A 25,952-nucleotide genomic window follows, 5' to 3' on the forward strand; every position below is an offset into this window, starting at 1 on the left:
ACCGCAGGTCCGACAGGAGGAGGGGCGTCGTTACAGGGCGACGCCGATGTGTCCCAGGCCGACGCCGCGGGCCATGTACTCGATGACGATCGAGATCACGTTGAGGATCAGGAACACCACGATCGGTGACAGGTCGAGCCCCCCCACGGCCGGCATCAGGTTGCGCACCGGGCGCATGACCGGCTCGGTCAGTTGGCCGATGAGCTGGATGGCCGGGTGCGGACTGCCGGGGGCGATCCAACTGATGATGACGATGGCCAGCACCGACCAGAAATAGATCTTCACGATCAGCCCCAGTACCGTCACCACGGACCAGGCCACGAGGGTTAGCGGGTTGAAGGCCGGCACGCCGCCACTGAGGGTAATCAGGATCAGGAAGAAGGTCAGCATCTGGATCAGGATCGCCAGCACCAGTGCGGCACCGTCAATGCCACCCCAACCGGGAATGACCTTGCGCAGCGGGCGCAGCGGCGGGTTCGTGGCCTTGACCACGAACTGGCTGATCGGATTATAGAAATCCGCCCGCGCCAGCTGCAGGAGGAAGCGCAGCAGCACGATGGTCAGGTAGAACGTGGAGATAATCTGTAACGTCGCAATTACAATCTGCGCCAGCATGTCAAGCTCCGTACTCGGGTTCGGCGTCAATAATGCGGTCGGTGTCCGGGTTTTTCTACCCTTTTACTCATCATCTTTGGCGAGTTCGCGCGCCATTTCACCGGAACGGGAGTAGGCCGCGGTGCTGGCCTTGGTGACCAGTTCGCGCAGGCCGCCATCCTCAAACGTCCTGATGGCCTGCTCGGTGGTGCCGCCGGGGGACATGACATTGCGCTTGAGCTGGGCCGGCTCGTCCGGGCCCCGGCCTGCCATTTCCGCCGCGCCGGCCATGGTCTGGATGGCCAGCTTGCGTGCCGTGGCGGCCTCGAGGCCGTTGGCCACGGCGGCGTCTTCCAGCGCTTCGAGCATCAGGAAGAAATAGGCCGGGCCACTGCCGGAGAGGGCCGTGACCGCGTGCAGCAGGTCTTCCTGCTCGACCCAGACGGCGACGCCGATGCTTTCGAAGATGGCGCTGACCGCATCACGCTGTGCCTGTTCAACGTCGTCGGTGGCATAGAGCCCCGCCGACCCCTTGCCCACCAGGGAGGGCGTATTGGGCATGACGCGGACCACCGGGAGTCCTCCGCCCAGCCAGTTGTCGAGGGTGGCGCACTCCAGCCCGGCGGCGATGGAGACCATCAGTGGGCGCGTATTCTGCACCACCGGGGCGATGTCCTGGCAGACCTGGCGCATCACCTGGGGTTTGACAGCCAGTACGATCATGTCCGCCTGCTGGGCGCAGTGGCGGTTGTCGGTGGTCACGCTGACGCCGAAGCGCTTGCGCAGGCTCTGCAGGTGACTGTCGTCCGGGGCGCTCACCCAGATGTTCTCTGCCTTGAAGCCGTTCTCGATCATGCCGCCGATGATGGCGCTCGCCATGTTGCCGGCACCGATGAATGCGATCGTCTGGGGTTTGCTCACGCTGGCACTCCGTCAGTCTGATGAAAGGGTTTGGAAAAATGATAACAGGTTCGTCAGCGAACCTCCGGTTACGTCTGTTGGGGATTCTCCCGGGCTCCGAACAGTGCGGTGCCGACCCGGACGAGGGTGGCCCCTTCGGCAATCGCGATCTCAAGATCGCCGCTCATGCCCATTGAGAGCGTGTCGAGGCCTTTGGCGTCGGGATGGGCCTGGCGCAGTCGCCCGAGCATGTCGGCCAGGGCCCGGAAACTCTGCCGCAGGCTGGCCTCCGGCTGGTCCGGATCCGGAATCGCCATCAGGCCCCGCAGGTTGAGTCCGGGGAGTTCCAGGACCGCATCGGCCAGTGCCGGAATGTCAGCCAGTGCCACCCCGGACTTGGTGTCCTCGTTATCCACGTTGACCTGCAGGCAGATGTTGAGGGGTGGCAGGCTGTCCGGACGCTGGTCACTCAGGCGGCGGGCGATCTTGAGCCGGTCGACGCTGTGGACCCAGTCGAAGCGGGCGGCGATATCGCGCGTCTTGTTGGACTGGATCGGGCCGATGAAGTGCCATTCCAGATCGGGCAGGTCGGCCAGTGCATCCATCTTCTCCACGGCTTCCTGGAGGTAGTTTTCGCCGAACGCTTTCTGGCCGGCAGCGGCCGCCGCACGCAGGTCTTCCGGGGGTTTGCGCTTGCTTACGGCAAGCAGTCGCACACTGTCGGCAGGCCGATTTGCGGCCATTGTTGCTTTTTGTATGCGTCGGGTTACGACCCCCATATTGTCTGCTATGCTGCCCATTTGGAACCCTCTGGTCGAAACTGGCGTCCATTCTGGCTTGGTCCATGCCGCGACACAAGGCGCAGGCCCCTGGTCGGAAGCCGGACGCGCGACCCCGGAAGAACAGACAGAATCAAGAAAGAGCCTCCCGAGGAATTCTGATGGATATTACTGAATTGTTGGCCTTTTCGGCAAAACAGGGCGCGTCCGACCTGCACCTGTCCGCCGGTCTGCCTCCCATGATCCGCGTTGACGGGGACGTGCGCCGGATCAACCTGCCTCCGATGGAGCACAAGGAGGTCCATTCGCTGATCTATGACATCATGAATGACAAGCAGCGAAAGGATTACGAAGAATTCCTCGAGACCGATTTCTCCTTTGAAGTGCCTGGTGTCGCCCGTTTCCGGGTCAACGCCTTCAACCAGAACCGCGGTTCCGGTGCGGTGTTCCGGACCATTCCTTCCAAGGTCCTGACCATGGAGGACCTGGGGATGGGGCAGGTGTTCAAGGATGTGGCCTCGGTGCCGCGCGGGCTGGTACTGGTGACCGGGCCGACCGGTTCCGGTAAGTCCACCACGCTGGCGGCCATGCTTGATTACATCAACGACAGCCGCTACGAGCACGTCCTCACCATCGAGGACCCCATCGAATTCGTGCACGAATCCAAGAAGTGCCTGGTCAACCAGCGGGAAGTCCACCGCGACACCCTGGGCTTCAACGAGGCATTGCGCTCGGCCCTGCGGGAAGACCCCGACATCATCCTGGTGGGTGAGCTGCGGGACCTGGAAACCATTCGCCTGGCCCTGACCGCCGCCGAAACCGGCCACCTGGTCTTCGGCACGCTGCACACCACCTCCGCGGCCAAGACCATCGACCGGATCGTTGACGTGTTCCCGGCGGAAGAGAAATCCATGGTCCGTTCGATGCTCTCGGAATCCCTGCAGGCGGTTATCTCGCAGACGCTGATGAAGAAGGTCGGCGGCGGCCGGGTGGCGGCCCACGAGATCATGATCGGTACCTCGGCCATCCGTAACCTGATCCGCGAGGACAAGGTGGCCCAGATGTACTCAGCCATCCAGACCGGGGGTTCGCTGGGCATGCAGACCCTCGACCAGTGCCTGCAGCGGATGTTGCAAAAAGGGCTGATCTCCCGGGAAGCAGCCCGGGCCAAGGCCAAGATACCGGACAATTTCTGATGAGGCCGGCGCCGTTCGCGCTGGCGTCGCCTGCATACGGATCTGGAACAGACAGGTGAAACATGGAATTTGAGAAACTGCTGCGGCTGATGGTGGAAAAAGGGGGCTCCGACCTCTTTATTACGGCCGGCGTGCCGCCCAGCATGAAGGTCAATGGCAAGGTGTTGCCGGTGACCAAGAACGCGTTGACGCCAGAGCAGACCCGCGAGCTGGTCTATGGCTCGATGAATGACAGGCAGCGTGCCGAGTTCGAGGAATCCCACGAGTGTAACTTCGCCATCAGTGCCCGTGGGATCGGGCGGTTCCGGGTCAGCGCCTTCTTCCAGCGCAACCTGTGCGGCATGGTGCTGCGGCGGATCGAGGTCAAGATTCCCCAGATCGACGACCTGTCCCTGCCCGATGTCATCAAGGACCTGGCGATGACCAAGCGGGGCCTGATTATCTTCGTGGGGGCGACCGGCACCGGTAAGTCCACGTCGCTGGCGGCCATGATCGGCCACCGTAACCGCAATTCCCGCGGGCACATCATATCCATCGAGGATCCGATCGAATTCGTGCACCAGCACCAGGGCTGTATCGTGACCCAGCGCGAGGTGGGGATCGATACCGAGAGCTTCGAAGTGGCCCTGAAGAATACGCTGCGACAGGCGCCGGACGTGATCCTGATCGGGGAGGTGCGGACCAAGCAGACCATGGAGTACGCCGTCCAGTTCGCCGAGACCGGCCACTTGTGCCTGGCTACCCTGCACGCCAACAACGCCAACCAGGCGCTGGACCGGATTATCCAGTTCTTCAGCCCCGAACAGCACAACCAGATCTGGATGGACCTGTCCCTGAACCTCAAGGCCATTGTCGCCCAGCAGTTGATTCCCACGCCGGACGGCAAGGGGCGCCGCGCGGTCATCGAAGTGCTGATCAACTCCCCGCTGGCCCAGGACCTGATCCGCAAGGGGGAAGTCCACAAGCTCAAGGAATTGATGGCCAAGTCCAACGAGTCCGGTATGCAGACCTTCGACCAGGCCCTGTATCGCCTGTACGCCGAGGGGGGGATCACCTACGAGGACGCCCTGGCCCACGCCGACTCCGCCAACGACCTGCGCCTGATGATCAAGCTGGGTGCCGACGCGGTCGGCTCGGACAAGCTTTCATCCACCGTCGACAAGCTGTCGATCCAGGACGATTGAGCCATGGGTGAGGGCTTCGGCCCTCACCGCCGGCTTGCCTGTCGTTCGCCCTGGGTATAAATGTGCCGCTAACGAAGGCACTGTCTTTTTCTTCAAGTTGTTGTTAAAGCTAATAAATGTCGTCGCAAATGGGTCATCTTGGCATTTGAGGGCAGTCTGGCCCGGTGCGTATACTCGCGGCCTCGGTGATGTGCCCGGAGTACACCGGTGCTGTGGCAGTTGCCCATCCTTCGGGATGAGCGATTCAAGGCGTTGGTCGAAACGGCCATTTCCAGGTCCACAGGCGGAGAGATAATAACCATGCGAAACAACAATACCTTGTCACGCGCCATTCTGGCGTCTGTCCTATGCGGTCCCGGTGCTGTCATGGCAGGGGGCTTTTCCCTGAACGAGCAGAGTGCCAGCGCCATGGGCGTGGCCAATGCCGGTACGGCGGCCAACCCTGAAAATGCCACCACCGTCTTCTTCAATCCGGCCGGTATGAGCCAGTTGTCCGGGACCAACGTGTCCTTCGGTGCAGCGGTTCTGGATATCGATGCGGAAGTGAAGGACGGCAAAGCGAGCGCCACGAACAATGTCGGTGCGCCGGTCAGCGGCGGCGACGGTGGCGATATCGCCGACCCGGCCGTCCTGCCCAACATTTTCGTCACCCACGAGGTGAACGATACGGTCGATGTGGGTATCGGCCTGCACGCGCCCTACGGCCTGAAAGCCGATTACGATGACGACTTCGTCGGCCGCTATTTTGCCGACAAGACCGAGCTGACCGCCATCGCCCTGAGCCCGTCCATTGCCGTCAACAATGGCGAAGGTTTCTCCATGGGGATTGGCGTCAACATCATCTACGCCAAGGGCCGGCTGACCAAGTTCCAGGACTACAGCAACTTCGGTCTGCCCCAGGAAGGTTACTTTGATACGGAAGGCGATGACATTGGCGCGACCGTCAGCTTTGGCCTGCTGTATGAGCTGACGGACCGTACCCAGATCGGCCTGTCCGGCCAGACCGGCACCACGCTGAATCTGGAAGGTGACGCCACGCTGACCAACTTCCCGCAGGTGACCTCCAGTGGCGTCAATCTGGTGACGGCAAAAGAGGACGCCAACGTCCCGCTGGAGATTCCCGAGAGCCTGACCTTCGGTATCCGGCATCGGTTGACCGACACGGTGACGCTGTTGGCCGGCGCCACCTGGGCCAAGTGGAGCCGCTTCGAGGCCCTGGATGTCGAGAGCGGTGAGGACGGTGGTACCATCTCCGCCGTGGGTGGACCCAAATACGGCGATGACGACCTGATCGGGCACGTCTCCGAGAACTGGAACGACACCTGGCAGGTGAATGTCGGTGCGATCTGGCAGGCGACTCCGGCCTGGGCCTTCAAGGCGGGTTATGCCTACGATGAGTCGCCGGTCAACGAGAACTACCGTACCGCGCGTATTCCGTCCAATGACCGCCAGTGGCTGACCCTGGGTACCCAGTGGAACGATGCCCCGAGTGGCTGGACGGTCGACGTGGCTGCCGGTGTCCTGCTGTTCGACGATGTGGACGTCAACGAGCGGGAGTACACCGTGGATGACGAGCCGGTGGGCAATGCCGCCAGCTATTCCGGGACCTACGAGCTGAGCGCCTGGAGCGCCGGTGTCCAGGTCAGCAAGGCCTTCTGATCCACGTCGCCTGACAGGGAAGCGGGCCGCCCGGCCCGCTTTCTTTCCATTCTCCCCCGCTTAACCCACGCGCGCCTGACCGCTATACTCGGGGGCCTTTCGTTTTCCGGGTGAATCGTGCGGTATTCAAGTCTCTGGCTGCCATGCCTGCTGGTCCTCAATCTGTTGCTCTTTGGTCTCGCCCTGGGCTGGGGGTCGGCGACCTTCGACCCGGTTTCGGTACTCACCGGTCACGCACCGGAATGGCAGTCCGCCATACTGTATGACCTGCGCCTGCCCCGGGCCGTGGCCGCCTTTGTGGTGGGGGGCATGCTGGCGCTGGCCGGCGTGTTGATGCAGGTGCTGCTGCGCAATCCGTTGGCAGAACCCTATGTGCTGGGGATTTCCGGCGGTGCGGCGGTCGCGGCGCTGGGCGCGATTACCCTGGGCTTGCAGGCCTGGTGGGTCTCTGGCAGTGCGTTCCTGGGGAGTCTGGCCAGCATGTTGCTCGTATTCCTGCTCGGTGGCGGCCGGGGGTATGGCCGGGGAGACCGGCTCCTGCTCACCGGCGTGGTGATTGCCGCCGGCTGGGGTGCCTGCATCAGTCTGTTGCTGGTGCTCGGGCCGGATCAGTCGCTGCGCGGTATGCTGTTCTGGCTGATGGGGGACCTGTCCCGGCCGGTTGCGCCCTGGTGGGGGCTGCCGGTGCTGGCGCTGGCGTTGCTGGCGGCGTGGGTGATGGCCCCGGCGCTGGATCTGCTGGCCCGTGGTGACGACCAGGCGGCGGTGTTGGGGGTGGAAATCCATCGCCTGCGGGCGGTCTGCTACATTACCGCCTCGTTCCTGACCGCCTGCGCGGTCACCCTGGCCGGACCCATCGGGTTTGTCGGACTGGTGGTGCCGCACCTGATGCGCCAGTGGCTGGGAGCGGGGCATCGTCGCCTGGTGCCGGCCAGCCTGCTGGCGGGCGGTGCGCTGTTGATGCTGGCCGACACCTTTGCCAGGACCCTGATCGCGCCGCGGCAGTTGCCCGTGGGGGTACTCACCGCCGCGGTCGGCGTGCCGCTGTTTCTCTACCTGCTGCGTCGCCGGGGGGAGGGCTGAATGGCGTCACTGCAACTGGATGCGCTGACCTTTGGTCGAGCCGGGCAGGCGTTGGCCGAACCGCTGGACCTGCGGGCCGAAGCCGGTGAAGTCTGGGCCGTGCTGGGGGAAAACGGCGTGGGCAAGTCGTCGCTGTTGCTGACGCTGGCGGGCCTGTTGCCGGCGGTCGCCGGCCGGGTCTGCGTCGATGGCGTCGATATCCGGCGCTGCCCGCGCAAGCTGCTGGCCCGCCGTATCGGGCTCCTGTTGCAGCAGGCCTGGCTGGATTTCCCGTTTACCGTCACCGAAGCCGTCAGCGCGGGACGCTATGCCCATCGCCAGGGCTGGCAGGCGCTGGGGCGATCCGATACGCCGTTCATCCAATCGGCCATCCAGTCTTGCGGGTTGGAGGCGCTCGCCGAGGTGCGGGTGGATCGATTGTCCGGGGGCGAGCAACGTCGGGTTGCCCTGGCAACACTGCTGGCCCAGGACCCCGGGGTCCTGCTGCTGGACGAGCCGGCCAATCACCTGGACCTGCGTCACCAGGCGCGTCTCATGGCGCAGGTTCAGCGCCTGGCCCATGAGTCCCGGCGGCTGGTCTTCATGTCGGTGCACGATATCAACCTGGCAGCGCGCCACGCGGACCGCGTGTTGTTGCTCTATCCCGACGGCGGGCACGATGCCGGGCCGGCATCCGCCATGTTGAGCGAAGACCGGCTGGCCCGGGTGTTCAACCATCCCGTCGAGCGGGTGGGTGAGGGCGCGCGGGCACTCTGGGTTCCGCGATCGGCGTCATCGTCATGAGCCGGCGATCCTTCAGGCCGGCACCTCTCGTCCTGGCATAAGCCAAAATTGTGCTGGAAGCCAACCGTTTGTTCTGCAAGGACTATTCTTTTCCAGCTCGTTGCGGAATGTACCGGAATATCGCGTCTTTCCCGGAATAGGCACATCAATAGGGGCTGCCCCCGCGATTGACCTGGGACCGATCTGGGCATAGAGTGCCCGGCAGTAAAGATGACAGAGCTGTCATCCTGAACAGTCATGCAGGCGGTGCTCGCACAGCGAGTGAAACGGGAACCTGGTGCAATCCCAGGGCTGCCCCCGCAACGGTAAATGGTCACAACAGGTGCATGGCCACTGGATCCTGCGATCCGGGAAGGCGTACCTGTTCTCCAGTTCGACTGGACTGCCATGAGCCCGGAGACCGGCCGTCTGCACAGTGCGGTGCTTCCTGGGAAGCGCTGCGCGTCGCAACGGTGTAGCGGAGGGCTTCACCGGTGGTCCCTCCAGCCTGCCGTCTGTCGGAACCGCTCCCGCCCTCTTCTCACCGGGTACTCCTTATTCTTTCTGTTGAGGGCGCACACCCGTGAGAATGCAATCAAAACTGACCCTGGGGCTGCTGGTTGGCTGCCTGACCCCCGGTCTTTACGCTGAAACCCTGGATCCCATCGTCGTCACGCCGACACGGACGGCGCAGACCGTGGACGAAACCAATGCGTCGGTGACCGTGATCAGCCGGGAGGACATCGAGCGCAGTACCGCGGCATCGATCCAGGATATCCTGCGATCCGTGCCCGGGGTTTCCGTGACCGACACCGGCGGGCCGGGCAAGCAGTCCAGCGTCTTTATCCGCGGTTCCAACTCCGATCATGTCCTGGTGCTGGTGGATGGTATGAAGGTCGGCGGTGCCACGGCCGGTACCGCGCAGTTGGAGAATATCCCGCTGGCCCTGGTGGATCACATCGAAGTGGTCCGCGGCCCGCGTTCCAGTCTGTATGGATCGGAAGCCATCGGCGGTGTGATCCAGATCTTTACGCGCCGCGGTACCCTGGAACCGGAAGCGATTTCCGAAGTCAGTGCCGGTAACCATGGCGCTGCCCGCCTTACGCAGCATTTCTCCGGCACCGCCGGGGACACGCGCTACAGCCTGTCCGCCTCGATGTACGACACCGACGGGGTGGATTCCCAGCCGGCGAGCAACCAGCGCGATGAGGATGGCTTCAACAGCAAGTCGGTTAGCGCCAGCCTCGACCAGCGGGTGAGCGATAATCTGTCACTCGGTCTGAATGTGATGCACGCCCAGGGTGAAAACGACTACGACAGCATCTACGGCACCAGCGATGAGCGTTACTGGAATGAATTCATCCAGCAGTCGGGCCGGGTCTTTGCCGACTACTCGGTAACGGACCGGATCAGTCTGCGTGCCCAGGTGGGATTCGGTCGTGAGACCAACGAAAACCACATCAACCTGGCGCCCTTCTACGACTACGAAACGAAACGTCAGCAGTACCTGTTGCAAAGCGATATCGAGCTGACGGACTACCAACTGCTGACGCTGGGCGTCGAGCGCATCGACGAATCCGTGGACGCGTCGACCGATTACACCGAGGACGCCCGCTATAACAACGCCGTGTTTGCCCAATGGCAGACGTTGAACCAGCCGCTGCATATCGAGGCCTCCGCCCGCTACGACGACAATGAGGCGTATGGAGAGGAAACCACCGGTGCACTGTCCGTAGGCTATATGCTGAGCGAAGTGGTCATGCCCTACGTCAGCTATGGGACTGGCTTCAAGGCGCCGAATTTCAACGATCTGTATTCGCCGTTCGGGGCCAACCCGGACCTGGAAGCGGAAACCTCGGAAACCTACGAAGTGGGTATGAAGGGCAGTGCCGGACGCCTGACGTATGAGCTGGCGTTTTACCGCACCAACTTCGACGACCTGGTGGTGCTGGACCCGATGTATATCCCCTACAACGTGGGGCAGGCGACGGCGAAAGGTTCCGAACTCAGCCTGGCCTACACCGGCATCGACTGGTCACTGGAAGCGGGTGCCGGTTACACCCGCGCCACGGATGACGACACCGGCGACCAATTGGGGCGTCGTCCCAAGTGGAATGGCCGGCTGGCGGGCACCCGCACCTTTGGCCCGGCGGAGGTGAGCCTGGAGTTACTGGGCCGTTCCGATTCCATCGATACCGCGGCCGGCGATGCCCACCTTCCGGGCTACGTGATGGCCAACCTGACCCTGGGCTATGCGGCGACAGACTCCCTGGACCTGGGCCTGAAAGTCAGCAACCTGCTGGATCAGGAAGCCGTCACTGCCTACGGCTATGCCGGGCAGACCCGCCAGGTACTGGCGAGCCTGCGCTATACCTACTAGTTGGCCCTGTTGGTGGACACGGGATGAGGTCTAGTGCGCCTCATCCCAGTTATCCCCCGCGCCGGCTTCCACCAGCAGCGGCACCTTCAGCTCGGCCGCGTTGGACATGCGTTCGGTCAGGCCCCGGGTTACCTTGTCCAGGGCCGATTCCTTCACTTCCAGGATCAGCTCGTCGTGTACCTGCATCACCATGCGGGCCTCCTTGGCGTGCGCCTCCAGCAGCCAGTTCTCCACGGTCACCATCGCTCTCTTGATGATGTCCGCGGCGGTGCCCTGCATGGGGGCGTTGATGGCGGTGCGCTCGGCGGCCTGCTGCATCTGCTTGTTCTTCGCGTTGATCTCCGGCAGGTAGAGGCGCCGGCCGAACAGGGTCTCCACGTAACCCCGGTCATGGGCCTGTTTGCGGATATCGTCCATGTACTGGCGAACCCTGGGGTAGCGGTGGAAGTACAGGTCGATGTATTCCTGGGCCAGCTTGCGCTCGACGCCGAGCTGGCGGGACAGACCAAACGCGGACATGCCGTAGATCAGGCCGAAGTTGATGGCCTTGGCACTGCGCCGCTGGTCCGAGGTGACCTTGTCGGTGGTGGTGCCGAACACCTCGGCCGCGGTCGCCTTGTGGATATCCTTGCCGTCGGCAAAGGCCTTGAGCAGACCTTCGTCGCCGGACAGGTGGGCCATGATGCGCAGCTCGATCTGGGAGTAGTCGGCAGCGACCAGCTTGTAGCCGTCCGGAGCCACGAAAGCCTGGCGGATGCGGCGGCCCTCCTCGGTGCGAATCGGGATGTTCTGCAGGTTGGGTTCGGATGACGACAGCCGGCCGGTGGCGGCCACCGCCTGGTGATACGAGGTATGCACGCGCCCGGTGCGGGAGCTGACCATTTCCGGGAGCCGGTCGGTGTAGGTGGATTTGAGTTTGCTCAGGCTGCGGTGCTCCAGGATCAGGTGCGGCAGCCTGTAGTCGTGGGCCAGTTCCTGCAGCACCGGCTCTGCCGTGGAAGGTGCGCCCTTGGGGGTTTTCTTGACGACCGGCAGGCCCAGTTTCTCGTAGAAAATGGCCTGCAGTTGTTTGGGGGAGCCGAGATTGAACGTCTCACCGGCTTCCTCGTGGGCCGCCTTTTCCAGTTCGGCCATGCGCTCGGCCAGTTGCTGGCTGTGGCGCTTGAGGGTGGCCGTGTCGATCATTACCCCGCGCTGCTCCATGCGCGAGAGGACCGGTACCAGCGGCATATCGATTTGGGTGTAAACCTCTTCCAGGCGGCCTTCCTTCGCCAGGCGCGGTCGCAGGGTCTGGTGCAGTCGCAGGGTGATGTCGGCATCCTCGGCGGCATACGGTCCGGCCTGTTCCAGATCGATTTGGTTGAAGGTGAGCTGCTTCACGCCCTTGCCGGCAATCGACTCGAACGAGATGGTCGCTTCGCCCAGATACTTCAGGGCCAGGCTGTCCATGTCGTGGCGTGAGCCCGTTGAGTTGAGCACGTAGGACTCCAGCATGGTGTCCTCGGCAATGCCTTCCAGGTTGATGTCGTGATTGGCGAGCACGTTCTTGTCGTACTTGAGGTTCTGGCCGACCTTCTTCTGCTGCGGATCTTCCAGCAGCGGTTTGAGTGCCCCCAGTACGGTATCGCGGGCCAGTTGATCGGGCGCCCCCATGTAGTCATGGCCAAACGGCACGTAGGCGGCTTCGCCCGGCTCGATGGCAAAGGAAACGCCGACCACTTCCGCCTCGCTGTAATTGAGGCTGGTGGTTTCCGTGTCGAAGGCGAACAGGTCGGCTTTCTCCAGGCGCTTGACCCACGTGTCGAATTCGCCCTGGTCGGTCACCACGCTGTAGTGCTTCTCGGGCGTGTCCGGCGTGGCGTCGTCGTCTTCCGGGGCGTCGCCGTTGTTGTCGCTCAGTTCGGCAATCCAGGCCTTGAACTCATATTCCCGGAACAGGGCCAGCAGTTTCTCGCGGTCGGCCTCGTCCGGCTTGACGTCCTGGATGCCGAAGGCCAGATCCACATCGGTCTTGATGGTGGCCAGCTCCTTGCTCATCGGCAACTGGTCCAGGGCGTTGCGCAGGTTGTCGCCGATCTTGCCCTTGATCTCGTCGACATGCTCGATCAGGTTTTCCAGGGTTCCGTACTGCTGGAGCCACTTCACGGCGGTCTTGGGGCCGCACTTTTCGACGCCCGGGATGTTGTCGACCTTGTCGCCCACCAGGGCCAGGTAGTCGATGATCTGCTCCGGAGCGATACCGAACTTCTCGGCCACGCCGTCCCGGTCCATGGCGGTTTCGGTCATGGTGTTGATCAGCGTAACGTGGTCGCTGACCAGTTGGGCCATGTCCTTGTCGCCGGTGGAAATCACCACATCGACGCCCTTCTCGGTGGCTTCATAGGCCAGGGTGCCGATGACGTCGTCCGCCTCCACATCCGGCACGATCAGCAGGGGCAGGCCCATGGCGTGGATAATCTCGTGAATCGGCGCTATCTGGGTCGCCAGGTCCTCCGGCATCGGCGGGCGATGGGCCTTGTAGTCGGCATAGAGCTCGTGACGGAAGGTCTTGCCCTTGGCGTCGAAAACCACCACGACCTTGGAGCCGGGAAAGTCCTGGTCGAGTCGTCGCAGCATGCTGATCACCCCTTTGATCGCGCCGGTGGGATGGCCTTTGCTGGTGGTGAGCGGGGGCAGGGCATGGAAGGCGCGGAACAGGTAGGAGGATCCGTCGACAAGGACTACCGGGGGCGTCTGTTTCTGGCTCATAGGTGCGGGATTCCGGAATCTGGTTGTGAAGATCGCTGTGTTGTGCAAATCTGCTGGGAGGAGCCCTGTTTTCAGGGTGTCCCCAGCTTCAAGCCGTTAAGGAACATAAGGTTAACATGAAAAAGCCGATTGCCCTGCTGGTGGTTGTGGCCGCCACCGTTTTGAGTGCCCAGGCCCTGGCCGAGGAAGATCAGGCGCAGCAACAGGCGCCGGTCCGCGCTTCTGAGTACAAGCCGTCGCCGGACGCCCCCGAAGTCGTCATTCGACCGGGCAAGGATGCGACTTACTACGAGTATCGCGTCAACGGCGAGCTCAAGGAAATTCGGGTGAAGCCGAAGGTGGGGCCGGTCTATTACCTGGTGCCGGCCGACGACGGGGGCTTCATCCGCCAGGATGGATCGCAGTTGGTGGTGCCCAAGTGGATCCTGTTCCAGTGGTGACGGGTGAGGCGCCTTCCGGCTTGGCACATACTGCAGGGAAGCCGGGAGGAAGGCGCTGTCACTTTAGATGATGTTGACGGCAATCACCTGGGAGGGTTGGCTTTCCAGGCCATCGATATCGACCGTGGTGACCGCGAATTCATAGGCGCCCGGCTCGAACCCCTTCAGTGGGTAAGTCGTTTCATCCGAGCCATTGACGCTGATGGCCTGATAGTTGTCCTGGTATTTCAGCTTGTAGTAGATCCGGTACCCGCGAATCTCGCCCACGTAGAGTTTTGAGCCGTCGGCGCGCGTGGCCGGTGCCACCCATTGCAGGTTTGACGTCGCCGCCTCGCGCGGTTCGCTCAGGGCAGCCGCGTCACCGCCGGTATCCGACGATGCTTTATAGGCTGAATCCGAGGACGATCCGCCACCCTTACAGCCGGTGATGAACAGGGTGGCAAAAAACAGGGGCAAAAGGAGGGCATGCCGAGCCCGACTTGGCGTTGTGTAGGACATTGATATACCTGACGTTTAGCTGGTGAATCCTGGCCCGCTTGGGCGAGCTCTCTTATTTCGGGACGTCTCAAGCGTCATGCAATGACGGCGACGGACAGTTCCGGCATCCGTATGAAACATCCCGTAAGAGGCACTGCGGAGAAGACTCCATCCTCACAAATCCATTGGCGGTCATTATGCGGATGCCCTCCCCCGTCTCAAGTGAACATTTTGTAGGTTTTTTGAACAGGCGTTCACTTTTCGCCGGAAGTTGGTTTGGCGCCAGTCGGTTAGCGGTGACGACTGAATAATGCGGCTTAGTATGATTATTCTAATTTTTGTGCGTACTGTCCGTGGTGTTAACGAAATTGGCCTGGCGGGACAGAGACCCGCCGCCAGTCGAATTCAAGTAGCACAAGCAATGGAGAGGCACCACATGGGTAAGCTGAAGAGTTATCAGGAACAGATCCAGGACATCGTCGAGAAAGGCATCAACGCGGCTGAAGAGCGCCAGAAGAAGCTGGCCGCCAAGCCGTTCGAGTACGCCGAGAAGCTGGAAGCGGAAGCGCGTGAATACAGCGTGAAGACCCTGCGTAAGCGGTATGACGACTACAGCGGAAGCCTGTTTACCCAACTGCGCAGCCTGAACAGCCGTTTCGGTAACTTTGCCGCGGATCTCGTGGCGAAGATCGAGAAGGAGACGGCCGAGAGTGCCGAAACGGTATCCGAAGCGGCGGATGAAGTGTCCAGGCAGGCCAAGCCGGTGAAGAAGTCCACGACCACCAGCACGGCCAAGAAGAACACCACGCGCAAGACCAGCACGGCCAAGAAGTCATCCACCACAGCCTCTGCCTGAGGCCGACGTATCGATGACCGGTAAGGGTCGCTTTGGCGACCCTTTTTCGTGGCTGCCCGTTCGTTAATCGGAAGAATCGTTTGCGCCGGTATCCTCCGGGGTGAGTTCCAGTGAGCGTTTTTCGCCGGTCAGGGCTTCCAGCCGTTCGATCTTGTCTTCGAAGGAGTGGCGTATCCGGTCGGTTTCCATATCCTGCTGCTGGATCTCCCGCTCGATATCCCGCTTCTGGGATTGCAGCCGTTCGATCCGGGTCGTCAGGGTGTCCGGAACTTCCCGGCCGGCCCGTTCCAGGTCGGCGGCCTTGCTCTGCTGCTCCTGGAGCTGGCTCTCGATGACCGCGATATTGCCTCGCTTGAGCTGAACCAGGCTTTGCAGTTCCTGCAGTTTGCGGCGCAGGGCGCGGACGGCATCATCCGGGTGGCTGTAGGTGCGCAGCAGTTGGGCGTCTTCCTCGCGCTGTTGTTCGGCGCGTTTCTCCTGCTGTTTTTCCTGGGCGCGCTCGGCCAGTTCTTCCTTGGTCGGCGCCGGATCGACGGTTTTCTCCACGCGACCCTGTGCGTTGAGGATCTGGTAGCCCCGCTTGGAGGCATCGGAAGGCACCGTATTGCTGATAACGGTACGCCCGTTATCGTCCTTGTAACGGTACATGGTGCCGGCCTGGGCGGCGCCCAGCGAGGTGCAGAGCAGGACGGCAAGAGCAAGGTGTGGAAGGTGTTTCATCGTGACTTGATTCACCAGTTTACTGCGCCAGTGTTCTACGGATGCTCGCAGCATAACAGACCTGCCGGAGTGCTTTGTAAAAATTGGTTGCCGGGCCCTTGCCCGTGTCGCAGACAGGTCCTTTAAGCCCGGTTTCAGATGCCGTACTGGTCTCGATAATCGGCGACTTTACGGGCATTGCCCTGGAAGTCGGGGCGATCGGCGAGGTAGGCGATGACCTGTTCCAGTTGGATGATGCTGACGACCGGCAGGTTGAACTCGGCCTCGACCTCCTGGATCGCCGACAGTTTGCCCCGGCCGCGTTCCTGGCGGTCCAGTGCGATCAGCACGCCGGCCGGTTCGGCACCCGCATCGCGGATAATATCGATGGATTCACGGATGGCCGTGCCGGCGGTGATCACGTCATCGATAATGAGGGCTTTGCCCTTTAAGGGTGCGCCAACGATATTGCCGCCCTCTCCGTGGTCCTTTTTCTCTTTGCGGTTGAACGCGTAGGGGCGGTCGTCACCCGTCTGGGCCAGCGACATGGCAGTGGCTGCGGCCAACGGAATGCCCTTATAGGCAGGCCCGAAAAGAATGTCATAATTCAGGCCGCTATTTTGCAGGGCTGACGCATAGGCACGCCCGAGCTGAAGCAAATCCGACCCCGTATTGAACAGGCCAGCGTTGAAGAAGTAGGGACTCCTGCGCCCGGACTTGAGTGTGAACTCCCCGAAACGGAGGACGTCACGGCGGATGGCAAATTCGATGAAATCGCGTTGATAGTCGTGCATGGCAAGGGGTGGTTTCTTTCAAAACGGCGTAAAAACGGTATCATACACACAAACGTTTCAGGGAACATCTATGCGGGTAGTATCGATCAGCGTCAACGGCCTCGCGCAGGCCATTGACCGGGGGTTTTTTGACTGGCTGGCGAGTCAGGATGCAGATGTGGTCTGCGTCCAGGATCACCGCATGCGGGTCTATGAGTTTGACGACCCCCGTTACATACCCGAAGGTTACGAAGCCTACTTCATCGACGGTGAAGAAACCGAGCACGGCGGTGTGGGGATCTACACCCGGCATTTCCCCAAGGCGATCATCTACGGTTTTGCCAATGAAATGGCCGATCGCGAGGGCCGCTTTATCCAGGCGGATTTCGACAAGGTCAGTGTGGCCTGTGTGCTGGCCCCCTGTGCCCTGGGTCGCGAAGAAGAGCTGATCAGCGAAGAGAACGATCTGACGGTGCTCGACCACAAGGACGACTTCATGGAAGCGTTCGGTCAGCACATGCAGAAAACCCTGCGCAAGCGCCGCCAGTTCATCTTCTGCGCGAACCTGCAGACGGCGCACCACGTGACCGATACCAGTCCGCGTTACCACAAACTGGATGTGTCCGGTTTCCTGCCCCATGAGCGCGCATGGCTCGACCGCCTGTTCGACGAAATGGGCTGCATCGATGCCTTCCGGGAAGTGAACAAGGACGGCGACCAGTTCACCTGGTGGCCGGAGTGGGCCGAGGGCTGGCGTCAGCACGCCGGCTGGCGGACCGACTACCAGCTGGCCACGCCGGGTATCCGCAAGACGATCATGGCCGGCTGGGTCGACGACGAAACCCGTTTCTCCGACCATGCCCCGGTGATCATCGACTACGACATCGATATCGGTTTCTAGTGCCCGACGGTAGCGGATACGAAAAAGGCCAGCGATTTTGCTGGCCTTTTTGCGTTCCGGATCGGGGTTATCCTTCCAGGGCTGCCTTCTGCAGATCGAACAGGTGCTCGATGCTCTGCTTGGCCAGGGCCAGCATGCTGTCGAGCTCTTCCCGGTCAAACGGCGCGCCTTCGGCGGTACCCTGAATTTCGATGAAGCCGCCGCGGTCGGTCATGATGACGTTCATGTCGGTTTCAGCGGTCGAGTCTTCGGCGTAGTCGAGGTCAGCCACGGGCGTACCGTCAAAGACACCGACGGAGATGGCGCCCACCATCTGTACCAGGGGCGAGGCTTTCAGGCGGCCTGTCTTCACCAGGTGGTTGAGGGCATCCACCAGCGCCACGCAGCCGCCGGTAATGGCTGCGGTGCGGGTGCCGCCGTCGGCCTGGATGACGTCGCAGTCGATGGTGATGGTGTGCTCGCCCAGTTTGTTCAGATCCACGGCCGCGCGCAGGGAGCGGCCGATCAGGCGCTGGATCTCGACCGTGCGGCCACCCTGCTTACCACGGGCCGCCTCCCGGCCCATGCGACTGCCGGTGGAGCGGGGCAGCATGCCGTATTCGGCGGTGATCCAGCCTTTGCCGGCGCCCTTGAGGAAGCGGGGTACGTTGTTTTCGACAGAGGCTGTGCAGATCAGCTTGGTGTCACCGAACTCGATCAGGACCGAACCTTCCGCATGTTTGGTGTAGTTGCGGGTGATCCGGATGTCGCGCGTCTGTTCAGGGGCTCGTCCACTGGGTCGCATACCGATTCCTGTGTTGGTTGAATGAAGCGGGTCCTGGCCCGGACGTGAAACCGCTTGTGGTTATCGGGCCATTGGAAAGCCGCACAGTATATCATGACGAGGGTGTCATCGCAGACGGTTCGCGGTTGTTGCCGACTGGCTGCTAGAATACATCAACGCCAACGACAGTCCGGAGTTTTCATGATCCGTAGCATGACCGCTTTTGCGCGCAAAGACACCGAAGGGGAGTGGGGCTCGCTGACCTGCGAGATGCGGGCGGTGAACCATCGCTACCTGGAGCCTTCCTTCCGGCTGCCGGAATCCCTGCGGGAACTCGAGAACGGGTTCCGCGAGGCGTTGCGCCAGCGCCTCGGGCGCGGCAAGGTAGAGATTGGCATGCGACTGCAGCTGGCCGAAAATGCCGGCGGCGGCCTGGAAGTGAACCTGTCCCTGGCCGAGGAAATCAACGAGGCGGCCAACCAGGTCAACCGGATCCTTGACAACCCCGCCCACATCAATGCCCTGGATATACTGCGCTGGCCGGGCGTGCTGGCGTCGGCACAGCAGGATATGGCGCCGGTGAAGGCGGCTGCCCAGGGGGTATTCGAGGACACCGTCAAGGAGCTCGTGGCCGTTCGCGAGCGTGAGGGGGAGCGGCTGCAGCCGTTGTTCCAGGACCGGCTCTCCGAGATTTCCGACTACGTCGCCGACGTTCGCAAGCGGATGCCCGGGTTGTTGGAGCAGCAGGCGCAGAACCTGAAAGACCGTTTTGCCGCCGCGCAGGTGGAGTTGGAGCCGGAGCGCCTGTCCCAGGAAATGGTGATGCTCGCGCAGAAATCCGATGTAGCCGAAGAGCTCGATCGCCTGGACGCGCACGTCAGCGAGGTGCGCGATACCCTGCAGGCGGACAAGCCCATGGGCCGGCGTCTCGACTTCCTGATGCAGGAGCTCAACCGGGAAGCCAATACCCTGAGCAGCAAATCCATCGACGCGGACGTCACCCGTATTGCCGTCAACCTGAAAGTCCTGATCGAGCAGATGCGGGAACAGGTCCAGAACATAGAGTGACATTTCTGGTCGTTTCTCAACTTTCCAATACTCTCTAAAGGCCCCGTAAATAGGGGCTTTTTTGTTTTATGGCGTTTACATCTGTCACTCTATGTTTCACTATAGTGGTGACAGAAACGGTGACATAAAGTCGTGTCACCACCAGTAAGCGCCGATTACCGGCAGTCTGTCACCACTAGCCGACACAAGGGGGCAGCATGGCGGTTAAGCTCAACGATAAACAGGTGAAGTCGATCCTACGGAAGGCGGAGCCGGGGCGCTTCGCAGCCGGTAACGGCCTGTACTTCCGTGTCAGCAATGAGGGGAGCGGCTTCTGGGTAGTCCGCTACACGGCGAACGGGAAGCGCCGGGAGATTACCCTGGGCAAGTACCCGGAGCTATCGCTGGCGAACGCCGCCGCCGAAACCGCCAAACTCAAGGCCGAAGTTACGCAGGGTATCGACCCGCTAGCGGAAAAGAAGCGCCCGGAGGGCGTGAAGATCCAGACCGTTAACGACCTGGCCGCGGATTGGCTCAAGAACGATATTGATAAGCGGCTAAAGCACCCTCAGATCCCCCGCCGCGTCTACGAGAATGACCTGGCCCCTTCGTTCGGGGAGCTAGCCCTAAACCGTGTCAGCCCTCTGGATATTCGCCACGCCATTGAAGCTATCACCGCCAGCGGACGGCCTACCGTTGCTAACGACGCGCTAGGCTACTGCAAGCAGCTATTCCGCCACGGCATCCGCCTTGATCTGGTTAAATCGAACCCTGCCGACGCGTTCACAGTTCACCACGCGGGCGGCCTCGAACAGAGCCGGAGCCGGGCGCTATCTATCGACGAGCTGAAAACCGTTTTCCGGGTATTCCGTGAGAACGCCGACCAGTTCACGCGGGAGAACTATCTGGCTACCGCGTTGCTGCTAGTTCTAGGCATTCGGAAGGGCGAGCTAATCGCCGCAAGGTGGGAGGAATTCGACAGAGACGCCGCGCTGTGGAATATCCCCAAGGAGCGGAGCAAGACGGGCGTAGCTATCACGGTCCCGCTGCCGCCCGTAACTATTGAATGGCTCGAAGAATTGCACATGCGGGCGTGTGGCTCCGCGTACGTGTTCCCGTCCCGTCGTGCCAGCAAGCGCCGGAGTTATATCAGCGACGACACATTGAACCACGCACTGGCTAAGCTATTTGGCTTGAAGGTGCGCCCCGGTGAGCCGTCAGCCAACAAGTTAGGCGAAGCAGGCATAGAGCACTTTACTATTCACGACTTGCGCCGGACCTGTCGCAGCCTGTTAGCTGGTGCGGGCGTTCCCGGCCACGTTGCCGAGCGCTGCCTTAACCACAAGCTAAAGGGCGTAGAGGGCATTTACGACCGCTACGACTACCTAGACGAACGCCGCGAAGCACTGCAAAAGATCGCGGACCAGCTCGCACCGATTGTTAACCCCGTGTCGAACGTGACCAGTTTCAGGAAGAGGGCTTAAGGCTATGGCTCGCACATTCAGCGAAGCACAAACAGCGGACCTTAAACGCATCTGGTCAGACTGTGGCGGCCTGGACCGGCTGGCGGACAACTTCACCGCCGAGCTGGCCTACTTCATGGATCGTTGCCCGGAGCTAATCGCCGTCGGCAATAAGAAAATAGAGACGGAGGAAAGCCGGAACTATGCCGCTGTGGCGACTCATTGCGAGAAGTTACTGGCGGCACTGGGGGAGATCCCCGAACTAGACCGGCTCAACCTCCTGTCTCTGCGTGAGGAGCGGGCCGAGTATGACGGGCGGAGCGTTCCGCTATGCGACCCGTTGGAGTATGTGCAGACCATGCAGGAGCTAGCGACCGACCGGGGCCGCAGACTAAAGCGGTACGCCAAGCATAAGCGCCAGCTAGACGAGCTGCGTCGATTTCTGGACCGCTTCCCGCCCTTGAATGAGATCAGCCGAGCTAAGTTTATTGATCTAGCGGCGGCACTGTGGCCCGAAATTAACCCCGAGAACTTTCTTAAAGCCTACCGTCCGGGGAAAAAGTAACCCGAAACCGCCCCGAGTTTTTCCATTATGCGGGCGAAGTAGAAAACCGACACTGGACGCACCTTGAAACGATAAGCAATCAACAGGTGCGTTATGAATAGTCAGCAGCAAACCAACCCCGACCGCATTATCTCCCGCGCTCAATTCCGCGAGTTAACCGGCATCAGCCGAACCACAGAATGGCGGCTATCCCAAGAAGGCAAGCTCCCCGCAGTGATCGAAGTTAACGGGCGGGTCCTTGGCTACCTCGCGTCCGCTTACACCGATTGGCTTAAGCAGTATTCGGCTTGAGGAGGCGGGCAGTATGAGCACTTACCAGGAAACAATCCGCCGCGCCGTGGCTGAGCTGCCGCCCGGTAGCCGCCTACGGGCAGGTGAAGCCGGAGCTATTGCACGGGCCTACGGGTTAACTGTCCCGCAGGTACGCAAAGACGCGGAGCGACTAGCCAAACGCCGCAACAGCGGGAGTGCGTTCTAATGCAGCAGCTCCCCGAACCCCTGCAAGCGTTGGCCGCTTATCCTCAGTTCATACTGTGGAAGCTGGCGGACCGCAACGGCAAGCGCGTAAAGCTCCCGATTGACTACAGAACGGCCCAAGTAGGAGACGCGCACAACGCCGCCGCATGGATGAGCGCCGAGCAGGCCCTGGCGACGCTTCACGGCTACGGCGAGGGCTACGGTCTGGGCTTCGTGTTCACCGCGTCAGACCCTTTTTTCTTTCTCGACATAGACCACTGTTTAGAGCCGGACGGGCGCAACTGGTCCGCCTTGGCCCTGGGGCTGTGTCAGCGACTGGCAGGGGCCGCCGTGGAAGTGTCACAGAGCGCTAGCGGCTTACACATTATTGGCATGGGAGCGGTTCCGGCGCATAGCTGTAAAAACGTAGCCCTTGGCCTGGAACTCTACACAGAGGGCCGGTTCGTTGCGCTCACCGGCACCAACGCCACGGGAAGCGCCGCCAGCGACCACACAAGCGCGTTGCCCGCGTTGGTGGCTGACTACTTCGCACCAGGCAGGGAAGGCAGCGAGGCCGCCGCAGAGTGGACGACAGAGCCCGTCCCGGAATGGAGCGGCCCAAGCGATGACGGCCAACTTATCGAGAAGATGCTGGCGACTAATCCAAGCAGCCGGGCCGCGTTCGGTTCGGGGGTAACGCTCCGCCAGCTATGGGAAGCCGACGAGCAAGCCCTGGCGACCGCGTACCCGGATAACGAGGGCCAGCGGGACTATGACGCCAGCAGCGCCGATGCCGCCCTGTGCCAGCACCTGGCGTTCTGGACGGGGCGCGACTGTGAGCGAATGGACCGGCTTTTTCGTTGCTCCGGCCTCTACCGCGAGAAATGGGAGAACCGCCCCGACTATCGAGAGCGCACGATAACCCGCGCCGCCCAACAATGCGCCAACGTCTACAGCGGACAGCGGCAACCACTGGACCAGGTGCGACTCGACCCGGTAACGAGCGTTACCTACCGTTCCGGCCATCAGCTACTAGCGCCAACCCAACAGGCCGAGCACTTCGCGGGATGCGTCTACATGCGTGACCGTCACCGGGTATTCATACCCGACGGCGACCAGCTCAAGCCCGAGCAGTTTAACGCCACGTTCGGAGGCTATAGCTTCATTGTGAGCGACGACGGCAAGACGACCCGTAAAGCCTGGGAAGCCTTCACCGAATCGCAGGCGGTTAGCTATCCGTGGGCACATGGCACCTGCTTTCGTCCCGAGACGCCAAGCGGGCAGATTGTGAACGAAGGCGGGAGGCGTCTGGTGAATGTCTATGTGCAAGCCCAAGGCGAGCAAACAGCGGGCGATGTTTCGCCCTTCCTGGATCATGTTGAACGAATGCTGCCTCAAGAGGGGGACCGGGAAATTTTTCTGTCATACCTGGCGGCTTGCGTCCAAAAGCCGGGCGTTAAGTTTCAGTGGTGCGTAGTTCTGCAAGGTGCAGAGGGCAACGGGAAAACGGTTTTCTACCATGTGCTGGCCTACGCCTTGGGCGAACGCTACGGACACCTACCGAACGCCTCAGAGATCACGAACCCGTTTAATAGCTGGCTGGAACAAAAGCTGATTATCGGCATTGAGGAGTTGCACACCGCTGGCCGTCAGGAAGTGGCCGACACACTGAAGCCGATGATTACGAACAAGCGGATAGAGATTCACGGCAAGGGGCAGGACCAGCGAACCGGCGACAACCGCGCCAACTTCATCATGTTTTCAAACCACAAGGACGCGGTATTAAAAAGCGAGAACGACCGCCGCTACTGCGTGTTTTATACCTCCCAACAGGAGCCGGGCGACCTTGAGCGCGACGCCATGGACGGCGCGTACTTCGCGGCCCTGTATGGCTGGCTTGAGGGCGGCGGTTTTGCCCACGTGGCCCACTACCTGGCTAACCGTTCGATAAGCGTTGATGTTATGGGCCGCGCACCTGTTACCAGCAGCACCGCCGAGGCCGTCCGTTCTAGCTTGGGCGTTGCTGAGCAGATTATTCAGGAGGCTATCGACCTCGAGGAGTGGGGATTCCGTGGCGGCCTTGTATGCACCAGGGCAGCCGGAGAGTTACTGAAAGCGAACGGCAAGAAACTAAGCCCGCAAAAGGTGGCCGTCGTGCTGGCGAACCTGGGCTACATAAAGCACCCGGCATTAGAAAGCAGCGTTGGCAAGATCAGCCTAGACGGAACCCGCCGCCGCTTATACGTGAAACGTGGAAGCCTAGCCGCTGGCCTTCCTTCTTCGCTGGCCGTGGCTGCCGCCTGGAAGCGGGCACATGAGGGGGAGGCCGCCGCTAGTCCAACTAACGAGTGTGTCCGGGCACAGTCCATTTTCTCGGACCAGCCTAAAGGCCCGTAATTACTGACTTTCTTCCTCTCTCTGTCCAACTGTCCAACTGTCCAACTAAATAAGTAGTAAGAGAGAGAAAGAGAGAGGAGATGAGCGGGGAGGGCGTAGCGGCTAGCGGCTTCTAACTGTGGCGGCTGCCGGGCTAGCTGGCGGCGAAGTGAGAATAGTTGGACAGAGTGGGCAGAAATTCCGCTAGCCCAGTGATAGCAAGGTTTTCAGCCCGTCCGACCAAGTGGGCGAATAGTTGGACACGGACCGAATTTTAAACCCGGCCCAAGCGGCGGCCACCAACAGCAAGAGAACCGAAAAAATGAGCAGCAACCTTAAGACGATTCAGAACCTAGCCGCCAGCGTCCGCGATAGCCTGGCATCCCTGAAACCTTCTAGCGGGCTCGACGACCTCGACACTATCGCCAAGGAGCGGGCCGTACTGCGTGAAAAGCTCGACCTCCTGGCCGATGCCGAAAGCGCCGAGCGTGACCGCCTCGAAGCCGAAGAAGCCGCCGCCAAGGAAAAGCAGCGCCGCCTTCTACTGGAAAGCGTAGCGGGAAAGGCGGAAGCGGCAGCCGGTAACTACCAGCAACTAACCGACCGCGCCGCTTCGCTAGTTAGTGAATTGGTCACTGTGCTGGCGGAGCGTGAACAGGCATTCAGCCGCCAGGCGGTAGGACTAACCGGGCCGGAAGCGTCCGACCTTCTTACCAGTGACGAACAACGCGAACTACTCGACAAGCTCGACCGCTCAACCGTCGGAATCTATCCCGGCGACTTCGCCAACACATGGGCCGAGGCTGTGGCTAAAGCCTGTGCCAGTGATACCCGACTACGGCGGAAACTTTCGGACCTAGTGAAGGACGCGGGGCAGTACCAGGACAAGCCGCTTTCCGGTGCGCGTCCGGTATTGATCGAAGCGGCCCGGAAGCTGGCGGAGCATCCGCCGAAGATCCGCACAGCCTCGCCCGTTAGACAGGAAACCAAGCCGGGAGGCGAGCGCTACGAAGTGGATCTCCGCTCGCCTGGCCCTGTCGTTGATCTCAACGCCGGTTAACCGATTCACCGCGCCCGCTACGGCGGGCCTTCACTTTGAGGAAATACACTAATGTCTGATAAATCCCCAACCGTAAACCGTGGCCCTCTTAGCCTCGCCGAGCTTAAACAATCCTATCCGGGGCTCTATGCGGAGTGCGTCGCACAAGGCACCCAGCAGGAGCGCGAGCGTATCCTGGCGAGACTCCCGGCCCCCTCGAGGAATGCCCGCGAGCAGTTCGCCCGCGAATGCATCCGAAACGGCGCACCGATGACAGATACCGCTAAGGCTAACTATCTGGTCCTGACTATGGAGGAGGCCCGGAAAGATAACGCCAGCGCTGAAGTCGTTGCTGCTATCGAGAAGCGCCTGGGGGTGGGTAATGGATATTGAGCGGCTACGACTTGAAGCGCCGGAGCTGTACGCCGCGCTAATCGAAGAAGGGGCCCGGCAGGAGCGGGAGCGGGCACTGGCGCACCTTGATACGGCGCGTTGGTATGACTCGCTACAGGAGGCTACCGAAGCAATCCGGGACGGTTCGCCCGTGGTATCGGATGAGGCGTTAAACCACCACTACGCCGCCGTAGAGGATGAGCGCGACAGGCGGGAGGCCGATACAGTCCGCCGCTTGGGATTGCGCTAGCGGCCCCGACTGCTACGAAGCGGCTACCGTCAGCTAACCGCGAGGCCGCCCGGAACGTAACGGGTCCTGTGGAGGCACCCCCCGCCCCCTGCCGTTTTGATTCGACCGGGCAGCCCTCGCACAATCACGGCCTTTCAGCGCCGCCTTAACTTGGAGCAAGGTCTGGCCC

The 25,952-nt window shown here is 61.5% G+C and carries 25 protein-coding genes and 1 riboswitch; of the genes, 17 read left to right on the forward strand and 8 right to left on the reverse strand.

Annotated features, from left to right (window positions below; translation table 11 throughout):
• Nucleotides 1-30 precede the first annotated feature (30 nt).
• The 3 genes from EZI54_RS16290 to EZI54_RS16300 all read right to left on the reverse strand — a co-directional run bounded on the left by EZI54_RS16290 (nt 31) and on the right by EZI54_RS16300 (nt 2,294).
• Nucleotides 31-615, reverse strand: coding sequence for a YggT family protein (locus tag EZI54_RS16290; protein ID WP_131482944.1), 585 nt, complete (start codon nt 613-615; stop codon nt 31-33).
• 63 nt (nt 616-678) lie between these two features.
• Nucleotides 679-1,515: a pyrroline-5-carboxylate reductase gene (gene proC / locus EZI54_RS16295; RefSeq protein ID WP_131482945.1), complete on the reverse strand. Its 837-nt coding sequence runs from the start codon at nt 1,513-1,515 to the stop codon at nt 679-681.
• Nucleotides 1,516-1,583: 68 nt separating this feature from the next.
• On the reverse strand, nt 1,584-2,294 hold the full coding sequence (locus tag EZI54_RS16300; RefSeq protein WP_131482946.1) for a YggS family pyridoxal phosphate-dependent enzyme: 711 nt from the start codon (nt 2,292-2,294) through the stop codon (nt 1,584-1,586).
• Nucleotides 2,295-2,434: 140 nt separating this feature from the next.
• Between EZI54_RS16300 and EZI54_RS16305 the strand changes: the two genes are divergently transcribed.
• The 6 genes from EZI54_RS16305 to EZI54_RS16330 all read left to right on the forward strand — a co-directional run bounded on the left by EZI54_RS16305 (nt 2,435) and on the right by EZI54_RS16330 (nt 10,537).
• The gene (locus EZI54_RS16305) at nt 2,435-3,469 is read left to right on the forward strand and encodes a type IV pilus twitching motility protein PilT (protein ID WP_131482947.1); all 1,035 of its coding nucleotides are present in this window, start codon (nt 2,435-2,437) and stop codon (nt 3,467-3,469) included.
• Between the two features lie 62 nt (nt 3,470-3,531).
• The gene (locus tag EZI54_RS16310; RefSeq protein WP_131482948.1) at nt 3,532-4,653 is read left to right on the forward strand and encodes a PilT/PilU family type 4a pilus ATPase; all 1,122 of its coding nucleotides are present in this window, start codon (nt 3,532-3,534) and stop codon (nt 4,651-4,653) included.
• A 300-nt stretch (nt 4,654-4,953) separates the two neighbouring features.
• Complete coding sequence (locus EZI54_RS16315; RefSeq protein ID WP_131482949.1) at nt 4,954-6,312, forward strand: OmpP1/FadL family transporter; 1,359 nt, start codon at nt 4,954-4,956, stop codon at nt 6,310-6,312.
• Nucleotides 6,313-6,429: 117 nt separating this feature from the next.
• Nucleotides 6,430-7,395 carry a FecCD family ABC transporter permease gene (locus EZI54_RS16320; RefSeq protein WP_242674501.1) on the forward strand — a complete coding sequence of 322 codons (966 nt, stop codon included), beginning with the start codon at nt 6,430-6,432 and terminating at the stop codon, nt 7,393-7,395.
• Complete coding sequence (locus EZI54_RS16325; protein WP_131482951.1) at nt 7,396-8,178, forward strand: ABC transporter ATP-binding protein; 783 nt, start codon at nt 7,396-7,398, stop codon at nt 8,176-8,178.
• Nucleotides 8,179-8,405: 227 nt separating this feature from the next.
• A riboswitch (cobalamin riboswitch) is annotated at nt 8,406-8,601 on the forward strand.
• A gap of 145 nt (nt 8,602-8,746) precedes the next feature.
• A complete protein-coding gene (locus EZI54_RS16330) occupies nt 8,747-10,537 on the forward strand; it encodes a TonB-dependent receptor domain-containing protein (protein ID WP_131482952.1) in 1,791 nt (596 codons plus the stop codon).
• 30 nt (nt 10,538-10,567) lie between these two features.
• Here the strand turns inward: EZI54_RS16330 and polA are convergent, their stop codons facing one another.
• Nucleotides 10,568-13,285 (reverse strand): DNA polymerase I, encoded by a 2,718-nt coding sequence (gene polA / locus EZI54_RS16335; protein WP_131482953.1) that lies wholly within the window; start codon nt 13,283-13,285, stop codon nt 10,568-10,570.
• Between the two features lie 116 nt (nt 13,286-13,401).
• On the opposite strand from polA, the gene EZI54_RS16340 reads away from it, so the two are divergent.
• The gene (locus EZI54_RS16340; protein WP_131482954.1) at nt 13,402-13,725 is read left to right on the forward strand and encodes a DUF2782 domain-containing protein; all 324 of its coding nucleotides are present in this window, start codon (nt 13,402-13,404) and stop codon (nt 13,723-13,725) included.
• Nucleotides 13,726-13,788: 63 nt separating this feature from the next.
• Here the strand turns inward: EZI54_RS16340 and EZI54_RS16345 are convergent, their stop codons facing one another.
• Nucleotides 13,789-14,223 (reverse strand): fibronectin type III domain-containing protein, encoded by a 435-nt coding sequence (locus EZI54_RS16345; RefSeq protein WP_131482955.1) that lies wholly within the window; start codon nt 14,221-14,223, stop codon nt 13,789-13,791.
• Between the two features lie 415 nt (nt 14,224-14,638).
• On the opposite strand from EZI54_RS16345, the gene EZI54_RS16350 reads away from it, so the two are divergent.
• Nucleotides 14,639-15,058: a hypothetical protein gene (locus EZI54_RS16350; RefSeq protein WP_131482956.1), complete on the forward strand. Its 420-nt coding sequence runs from the start codon at nt 14,639-14,641 to the stop codon at nt 15,056-15,058.
• 63 nt (nt 15,059-15,121) lie between these two features.
• Here EZI54_RS16350 and EZI54_RS16355 read toward each other — a convergent pair whose 3' ends face one another.
• Together EZI54_RS16355 and pyrE are read right to left on the reverse strand one after the other, a co-directional pair.
• A complete protein-coding gene (locus EZI54_RS16355; RefSeq protein ID WP_131482957.1) occupies nt 15,122-15,778 on the reverse strand; it encodes a DUF4124 domain-containing protein in 657 nt (218 codons plus the stop codon).
• Between the two features lie 134 nt (nt 15,779-15,912).
• Nucleotides 15,913-16,551 (reverse strand): orotate phosphoribosyltransferase, encoded by a 639-nt coding sequence (gene pyrE / locus EZI54_RS16360; RefSeq protein WP_131482958.1) that lies wholly within the window; start codon nt 16,549-16,551, stop codon nt 15,913-15,915.
• Nucleotides 16,552-16,621: 70 nt separating this feature from the next.
• Here pyrE and EZI54_RS16365 point away from each other — a divergent pair, with 70 nt between their 5' ends.
• The gene (locus tag EZI54_RS16365; protein ID WP_131482959.1) at nt 16,622-17,431 is read left to right on the forward strand and encodes an exodeoxyribonuclease III; all 810 of its coding nucleotides are present in this window, start codon (nt 16,622-16,624) and stop codon (nt 17,429-17,431) included.
• 67 nt (nt 17,432-17,498) lie between these two features.
• Here EZI54_RS16365 and rph read toward each other — a convergent pair whose 3' ends face one another.
• Nucleotides 17,499-18,215 (reverse strand): ribonuclease PH, encoded by a 717-nt coding sequence (gene rph, locus EZI54_RS16370; RefSeq protein WP_131482960.1) that lies wholly within the window; start codon nt 18,213-18,215, stop codon nt 17,499-17,501.
• A 180-nt stretch (nt 18,216-18,395) separates the two neighbouring features.
• Here rph and EZI54_RS16375 point away from each other — a divergent pair, with 180 nt between their 5' ends.
• The 8 genes from EZI54_RS16375 to EZI54_RS16410 all read left to right on the forward strand — a co-directional run bounded on the left by EZI54_RS16375 (nt 18,396) and on the right by EZI54_RS16410 (nt 25,783).
• Nucleotides 18,396-19,262, forward strand: a complete 867-nt coding sequence (locus EZI54_RS16375) for a YicC/YloC family endoribonuclease (protein WP_131482961.1) — start codon at nt 18,396-18,398, stop codon at nt 19,260-19,262.
• A gap of 197 nt (nt 19,263-19,459) precedes the next feature.
• A complete protein-coding gene (locus EZI54_RS16380) occupies nt 19,460-20,725 on the forward strand; it encodes a tyrosine-type recombinase/integrase (protein ID WP_131482962.1) in 1,266 nt (421 codons plus the stop codon).
• Nucleotides 20,726-20,729: 4 nt separating this feature from the next.
• Nucleotides 20,730-21,269 carry a hypothetical protein gene (locus EZI54_RS16385; protein ID WP_131482963.1) on the forward strand — a complete coding sequence of 180 codons (540 nt, stop codon included), beginning with the start codon at nt 20,730-20,732 and terminating at the stop codon, nt 21,267-21,269.
• 93 nt (nt 21,270-21,362) lie between these two features.
• Nucleotides 21,363-21,560 carry a helix-turn-helix transcriptional regulator gene (locus EZI54_RS16390; RefSeq protein ID WP_131482964.1) on the forward strand — a complete coding sequence of 66 codons (198 nt, stop codon included), beginning with the start codon at nt 21,363-21,365 and terminating at the stop codon, nt 21,558-21,560.
• Between the two features lie 186 nt (nt 21,561-21,746).
• A complete protein-coding gene (locus tag EZI54_RS16395) occupies nt 21,747-24,122 on the forward strand; it encodes a phage NrS-1 polymerase family protein (RefSeq protein WP_131482965.1) in 2,376 nt (791 codons plus the stop codon).
• Nucleotides 24,123-24,357: 235 nt separating this feature from the next.
• Nucleotides 24,358-25,161, forward strand: coding sequence for a hypothetical protein (locus EZI54_RS16400; RefSeq protein WP_131482966.1), 804 nt, complete (start codon nt 24,358-24,360; stop codon nt 25,159-25,161).
• Nucleotides 25,162-25,212: 51 nt separating this feature from the next.
• Complete coding sequence (locus tag EZI54_RS16405; RefSeq protein WP_131482967.1) at nt 25,213-25,533, forward strand: hypothetical protein; 321 nt, start codon at nt 25,213-25,215, stop codon at nt 25,531-25,533.
• Entirely contained in the window at nt 25,523-25,783 is a 261-nt protein-coding gene (locus EZI54_RS16410) for a hypothetical protein (protein ID WP_131482968.1), read from the forward strand. The genes EZI54_RS16405 and EZI54_RS16410 overlap by 11 nt, the downstream gene beginning before the upstream one ends.
• Nucleotides 25,784-25,952: the final 169 nt, after the last annotated feature.

The sequence above is a fragment of the Marinobacter halodurans genome (assembly GCF_004327985.1).
Classification (GTDB): domain Bacteria; phylum Pseudomonadota; class Gammaproteobacteria; order Pseudomonadales; family Oleiphilaceae; genus Marinobacter_A; species Marinobacter_A halodurans.